This is a genomic window from Glutamicibacter sp. AGC84 (assembly GCF_053543575.1).
In genome coordinates this window covers 69742-75865 of record NZ_JBLVOC010000013.1, presented here as the reverse complement: position 1 = coordinate 75865, position 6124 = coordinate 69742, and the positions used below count along the sequence as shown (strand labels likewise).

5 protein-coding genes and 1 rRNA gene are annotated in these 6124 nt (G+C 59.9%); 1 reads left to right on the top strand and 5 read right to left on the bottom strand.

Features of this window, described 5'->3' with window-relative positions:
• From ACNPN0_RS08670 to ACNPN0_RS08650, 5 genes are all read right to left on the bottom strand, one after another.
• Window positions 1-269: ribosomal RNA gene (locus ACNPN0_RS08670) — 16S ribosomal RNA — on the bottom strand; the annotation flags it as partial.
• A gap of 559 nt (window positions 270-828) precedes the next feature.
• On the bottom strand, window positions 829-1776 hold the full coding sequence (gene rlmB, locus ACNPN0_RS08665) for a 23S rRNA (guanosine(2251)-2'-O)-methyltransferase RlmB (RefSeq protein ID WP_105658780.1): 948 nt from the start codon (window positions 1774-1776) through the stop codon (window positions 829-831).
• A gap of 50 nt (window positions 1777-1826) precedes the next feature.
• Window positions 1827-3278 (bottom strand): cysteine--tRNA ligase, encoded by a 1452-nt coding sequence (gene cysS, locus ACNPN0_RS08660; RefSeq protein ID WP_448937436.1) that lies wholly within the window; start codon window positions 3276-3278, stop codon window positions 1827-1829.
• Between the two features lie 87 nt (window positions 3279-3365).
• Window positions 3366-4592 (bottom strand): 2-C-methyl-D-erythritol 4-phosphate cytidylyltransferase, encoded by a 1227-nt coding sequence (gene ispD, locus ACNPN0_RS08655; RefSeq protein WP_434692178.1) that lies wholly within the window; start codon window positions 4590-4592, stop codon window positions 3366-3368.
• Between the two features lie 119 nt (window positions 4593-4711).
• A complete protein-coding gene (locus ACNPN0_RS08650; protein WP_038993823.1) occupies window positions 4712-5197 on the bottom strand; it encodes a CarD family transcriptional regulator in 486 nt (161 codons plus the stop codon).
• A gap of 353 nt (window positions 5198-5550) precedes the next feature.
• On the opposite strand from ACNPN0_RS08650, the gene ACNPN0_RS08645 reads away from it, so the two are divergent.
• Window positions 5551-6090, top strand: coding sequence for a hypothetical protein (locus ACNPN0_RS08645; protein ID WP_448937435.1), 540 nt, complete (start codon window positions 5551-5553; stop codon window positions 6088-6090).
• Window positions 6091-6124: the final 34 nt, after the last annotated feature.

Sequence of the window (6124 nt, the reverse complement as noted above, 5' to 3'; positions counted from 1 at the left end):
TGGTGAGCCATTACCTCACCAACAAGCTGATAGGCCGCGAGTCCATCCCCCACCGATAAATCTTTCCACCAACAACCATGCGGTCAAAGGTAATATCCGGTATTAGACCCAGTTTCCCGGGCTTATCCCAGAGTCGGGGGCAGGTTACTCACGTGTTACTCACCCGTTCGCCACTAATCCACCCAGCAAGCTGGGCTTCATCGTTCGACTTGCATGTGTTAAGCACGCCGCCAGCGTTCATCCTGAGCCAGGATCAAACTCTCCATAAAAAAATAAAAAGCCACCGGCAACCCCTTGGAAAATAAGGGCGAAGCCAATGAAGTCCTGGCGAATAATAAAACACTCAAGAACACTGCACGGGGGTGCAATGCCTCAAGCAAATGTTATGTATTCACCAAATAAAAATATTCGGTATCAACAAACTTGGCACACTATTGAGTTCTCAAACAACAAACACTCTCGACACCACAACCATCAATCCTTCGATGACTGCTTCGCTCCGGAGCAACTTTACAATCTTACCAACAAGTTGACCGTTGTCAACTCGACGTTTCAGTCTTGTTCACCCCGCCGTTTCCGTTTCGCCCTTTCAGGCTGTCCGGATCAGCGGCGCGAGATAAAACTCTACACGGGTTCACCCACGACGCAAAATCGGCCCGTTTCCATGCTTTTCTGCGCAGAATCCCCGGAATCATGCGGATTCCCTGCGGTCCAAGGTGAATATTGACCAAAAACAACGGAAAATTGTTGTTATGAAGCAGGTCACCCTAATGAAAAGGGGCCATAACTTGCCTTGGCAAGTTATGGCCCCTTCACGGTGCTTGGAGACTACTTGGACTGTCCCGCGCGCAAACGCGATACCTCGTAGAGCGAGATGCCAACAGCCATCGAAGCATTCAGCGATTCCATTGCCGAGTCGATTGGAATCGAAACGATGGCGTCGCAGTTTTCGCGGACCAGCCGGGACAGGCCCTTGCCTTCGGAACCAACCACGATGCACAGCGGGCCGGTAGCCAATTCGAAGTTCGGAAGCTCCATGTCGCCACCGGCGTCGAGGCCGATCACGAATATGCCAGCAGCCTTGATTTCTTTCAGTGCGCTGGTCAGGTTGCTGCACTTGGCTACTGGTACGCGTACAGCTGCACCGGCGCTGGTCTTCCATGCCGAAGCGGTCATGCCGACGCTGCGGCGCTCTGGAATGATCACGCCGTCTGCGCCGAATGCCGAAGCCGAACGGACAATCGCACCCAGGTTACGCGGGTCGGTGATGCCATCCAGTGCCAGGAACAGCGGCTGGGTACGGGTGTATCCCTTGTCGAAGTCCTTGATGGCCTTGGTAGCCAGCTGGACTGCATCCTTGTATTCGTATGGCGGGATCTGCAGGGCCATGCCCTGGTGGATCGCGTCATCGGTCATGCGGTCGAGCTCGGGCTTGGATGCTTCCATCAGCGGGATGCCCAGCTCGGCAGCCAGCTTCAGGGATTCGCGGACGCGGTCATCGACGTCGATGCGGATGGCAACGTGCAGCGCCTTGGCAGGGATGCCGGCGCGCAGCGCCTCAACGACGGAGTTGCGGCCGGTGACGAATTCGGCGTTGACCTTGATGCGGTCGGTTCGGCGGCCGGTGCTGCGCTTGGCGGCCGAGCGCTCAGAGAGCTGCTTGGCACGGTAAGCCTTGTGGTACGGGCGGTCCTCCGCTTTGGGGGTCGGGCCCTTGCCCTCGAGGGAACGACGTCCCTTGCCACCACTACCCTTGGTTGGGCCCTTTTTGTTCATTGGTTCATGTCCTTTAGTTTTGAGTTCATTGGTGCCGCGCGTGTTCGCGACTAGTTGTCCAGAGTCCAGCGAGCGCCATCGGCCGAGTCCGACACGGTAATGCCAGCGGATGCCAGCGCATCGCGGATGGCATCGGAGCGTGCCCAGTCCTTGGCAGCGCGTGCTTCGGCGCGTTCAGCCAACTGGGCCAGGACCAGCTGATCCAGGGCTGCGTGCTCTGCAGAAGATTTCGAGCCTTCATTGCTGCCGGCATCATCCAGGCCCAATACCTGGGTCATGGCCAAGACCTGGCCCAAGGCCTTGGCAGTGGCAGCGTCGTCACGGCCATCCAAGGATGCATTGCCCAGCCGCACGGTTTCATGCAGCGCGGCCAGCGCCATTGGAACGTTCAGGTCATCATCCATCGCGGTGCCGAAAGCTTCCGGAACCCCGGTGGCGACGATCGACTCGGCGACGGCACCCAGGCGGTAGCGCGCGTTGGAGATGAAGGTGTCGATGCGTTCGACCGCTGCCCCCGCTTCGGTCAGCGAGTCCGGGCGGTAGTCGAGCATCGAACGGTACTGCGCCTGGCCCAGGAAGTAGCGCACCACGCGGGCGTCGGCCAGCGCGAGCATTTCTTCCGGGGAAATGGTGTTCCCAATGGACTTGGACATCTTCTCACCCTCATAGGTGACCATGCCGTTGTGCATCCAGAAGTTTGCAAAGCCGTGGCCAGCCGCGTTGGACTGGGCCATTTCGTTCTCGTGGTGCGGGAAGCGCAGATCCAGTCCGCCGCCATGGATGTCGAATTCGCTGCCCAGGTACTTGCCAGCCATCGCCGAGCACTCAAGGTGCCAGCCCGGGCGGCCGCGTCCCCAGGGGCTTGGCCAGGAAGCGGTCAGCGGATCGGTGCCCTTGTAGCCCTTCCACAGCGCGAAGTCGCGTGGATCCTTCTTGCCGCGTGGATCCGAATCCGGCGCGTCCTGCATATCGTCGATCTTCTGGCGGGTCAGTGCGCCGTACTGCCCATAGGAGCGCACGTCGAAATAGACATCTCCAGAGCTGTCGGCCGCCGGGTAGGCATGGCCGCGTTCGATCAGCTGTGCAATCAGCTCATGCATTTCGGTGATGTGGCCGGTCGCGCGGGGCTCGTAAGTCGGGCGTTGGACACCCAGAGCCTCGTAGGCCCGTGCGAATTCCTGCTCGAAGCGGTACGCCAGGGCGAACCATTCTTCGCGCGGCTTGTAATGGGCATCCGCCTCGAAGTCCTCGGCGAAGGATTTCGCCGACTTCTCCAGGATCTTGTCATCGATGTCGGTGACGTTGCGGACGGTGGTGACGGCAAAGCCGCGGTATTCGAGCCAGCGCACCAACAGGTCGAAGACAATGGCGCTGCGGACGTGGCCCACGTGCGGCATGCCCTGCACGGTGGCGCCACAGTAGTACAGCTTGACTTCGCCTTCCGCCAATGGCTGGAAGTCGCGTACGGATGCTGTTTTGGTGTCATAGAATCGCAGGCTCACGCCTTTAAGGTTATCCGATGGATGCACCCTTTGTACTTCACTTGTGACACTCTCGATGATCGAAGCCCCGCGGCTGCACCAAGGGGCCTAGCCCGATACCGGGTAGACCAGTGCGGTGGCATAGGCTGTCACGCCCTTGCCTTCCCCCTCGTAGCCCAGCCCGTCGCTGGTGGTCGCAATGACGCTGACTGGGGCGCCGATAGCCTCGCTCAGCACTTTGCTGGCTTCTTCGCGGCGCGCGGCAAAGCGCGGGCGGCGGCCAACGAACTGCACCGCGACATTGCCGATTTCGAATCCCGCCTCCCGCACCAGGCGGGCGGCTTCTGCAATCAGGCTCACACCGCTGGCCCCGGCGAATTCCGGTCGGTCCACCCCGAAGTGCGTGCCCAGATCGCCAATGCCCGCTGCGGAGAACAGCGCATCGCAGGCCGCGTGCGCTACCGCGTCGCCATCGGAGTGGCCCGAAAGCCCGGTGTCTTCCGGGAAGTGCAGTCCTGCCAGCCACATTTCGCGAGTCGGGTCTTCGCTGACCGCGTGGACATCGATGCCGTTGCCGACTCGTGGCAGGATCATGGTTTCTTCCTTTGCGCTTGGGGTGGCCGCGGGCTGGTTCGCCGCGAGCTTGCCTGCCGCGTCGAGATCTCCGGGATAGGTGACCTTCATGGCTTGCTGCGATCCCGGCACCACATGGACTTCGGCTCCGAAAGCCCGCACGATCGACGCGTCGTCGGTAACCTTCTCCAGTTCTGCCTCGGTGCAGCCATCCAGTTGGGCGTGGGCATCGCGCAACAGCTGCGCGTCAAAGCCCTGCGGGGTTTGCACCGCTCGCAGGATGGAACGTGCCGGGGTTTCCTTGATGATTTCGTGCTCGCCGGCGGCATCGAGCTCCACCACGCAGATGGTGTCGGTGACGTTCAGCGCCGGGATGACGGCGTTGCACTGCTCGTCGGCCAGAGCGCCAAGCACTTGTTCATGCAGCTTCGCCGGGGCAAAAGCACGGGCGGCGTCATGGACCAGAATGTTGGTGGCGGCGGAACTGGCTTCAGCCAGGCCGGCGCGGACCGACGCGGCGCGGCTGGCGCCACCGGGCACGGTGCGCACCTTGTCCCCGTACTGCGCCATGGCCGCGGCCAGGCGTTCGTCCTGCGGCGGGGTAACCACGATGATCTCGGTGATCTGCGGAATTTCCAGCACCCGGTCCACGGCATGTTCAGCCAGGGATTTACCGGCCACCTGGACCATCGCCTTGGGAAGGCCAGCGCCGAGGCGGGTTCCCATTCCAGCAGCCACGAGGATCAGGCTTGAGTTATGCACTTCGCTTTGCTTCACAGCGCCCAGCTTATCGTGCCGCGCGATTCGGCCTTGGCCGCTTTAACGCCAAAAGCCGTGAAACGCTTGGGAGCGTTTCACGGCGATGCGTTACCGGAACGGGGCTAGGCCGAAGCCAGAACCTCGTCCAAGAGGCCTTCTGCCTTGGCCTCGTCCAGATCCTTGGCCAAGGCCAATTCACTGATCAATACCTGGCGAGCTTTTGCCAGCATGCGCTTTTCGCCTGCCGACAGACCACGGTCATTTTCTCGGCGCCACAAGTCGCGAACTACTTCTGCAACCTTGATGACATCGCCGGAAGCGAGCTTCTCGACATTTGCCTTGTAGCGGCGCGACCAGTTGGTCGGCTCTTCGGTAAATTCAGCACGAAGGACATCGAACACATGGTCCAAGCCTTCCTGACCTACCACGTCACGTACGCCAACAAGATCAACGTTCTCAGCAGGAACCTCAATGGTCAGGTCGCCCTGAGCCACCTTGAGCTTGAGATACATTTTCTCTTCGCCCTTGATCTTGCGCATCTTGATCTCTTCGATCATCGCGGCACCGTGGTGCGGGTAGACAACAGTCTCGCCAACCTCAAAAACCATGTGGATAAACCCCTTTCCCACGCCCTAGTCTACCATGTTTGCTATTCCGGATCCTGCGACTGTGCCCCATATAACCGCGAATTCACGCGGAAATGCCTCTTCCACTTGCAAGAGAAACATGCTATGAAGAAAGTAGGGCAGTCGACTGCGCACCAACCCCCTTCCCCGCATCGGTTGTCTACAACTTGTCGAAATGCGTGTGTTGCACGTCGCTAAATCGCGTCTTTGCGTGAAAAACAGCTAGGCTTAGAGGTAATCGTGGTCCAATTTTCGATTGCCCCTGCCCTAGGTGCATTCGATTAAGCAGGCCACGAACCGAAGCAACTCATTTTTCTCACCGAGGAGTTAGTGTCGTGATCACCGCACGCATGACCGCTGGACGTCGCATTGCCGCGTCCCTCGCTGTGGCTGCCCTGGCATTCGGTGTCACCAGCTGTGGCGCCATCAACGAGCAGGCCACCAACACCGACTACGCCGCCAGCGATGGCGTCAACGTCGATGTCGCAGACGCAAAGGTCCGCAACCTGATGTTCGTCACCAACAGCGACGACACTGAAGCCCGCCTGATCGGCTCCGTAGTCAACGCCGGCGATTCCGCGCTGACCCTGTCGGTCAAGGCTGACAACGCAGCACCTGTCTCCATCCAGGTTCCTGCAGACGGTGTCGTCAAGCTTGAAGAAGACAAGAACAAGCAGATCATCAAGAACATGGGCATTGCAGCTGGCGAACACGCCGACTCGGTCTTCACCGTTGCCGGTGAGAACGTGGAATTCAGCGTTCCAGTTGTCGATGGCACCCTGGCTGAATACCGCGACTTCGTACCAGGCGGTGCTGATCAGTCGGTTACCGAGCACCTGACTCCAGAAGAGACCCACTCCACTTCGGGCCACTAAGCTTCACGCAAGACAAAACAAGAGCCTCGGGGCG

What these genes read in the sequence shown, in the direction of transcription:
- rlmB (WP_105658780.1), bottom strand. Translation starts at nt 1,776, where the DNA reads ATGAACAAAAAGGGCCCAACCAAGGGTAGTGGTGGCAAGGGACGTCGT.
- ACNPN0_RS08650 (WP_038993823.1), bottom strand. Translation starts at nt 5,197, where the DNA reads ATGGTTTTTGAGGTTGGCGAGACTGTTGTCTACCCGCACCACGGTGCC.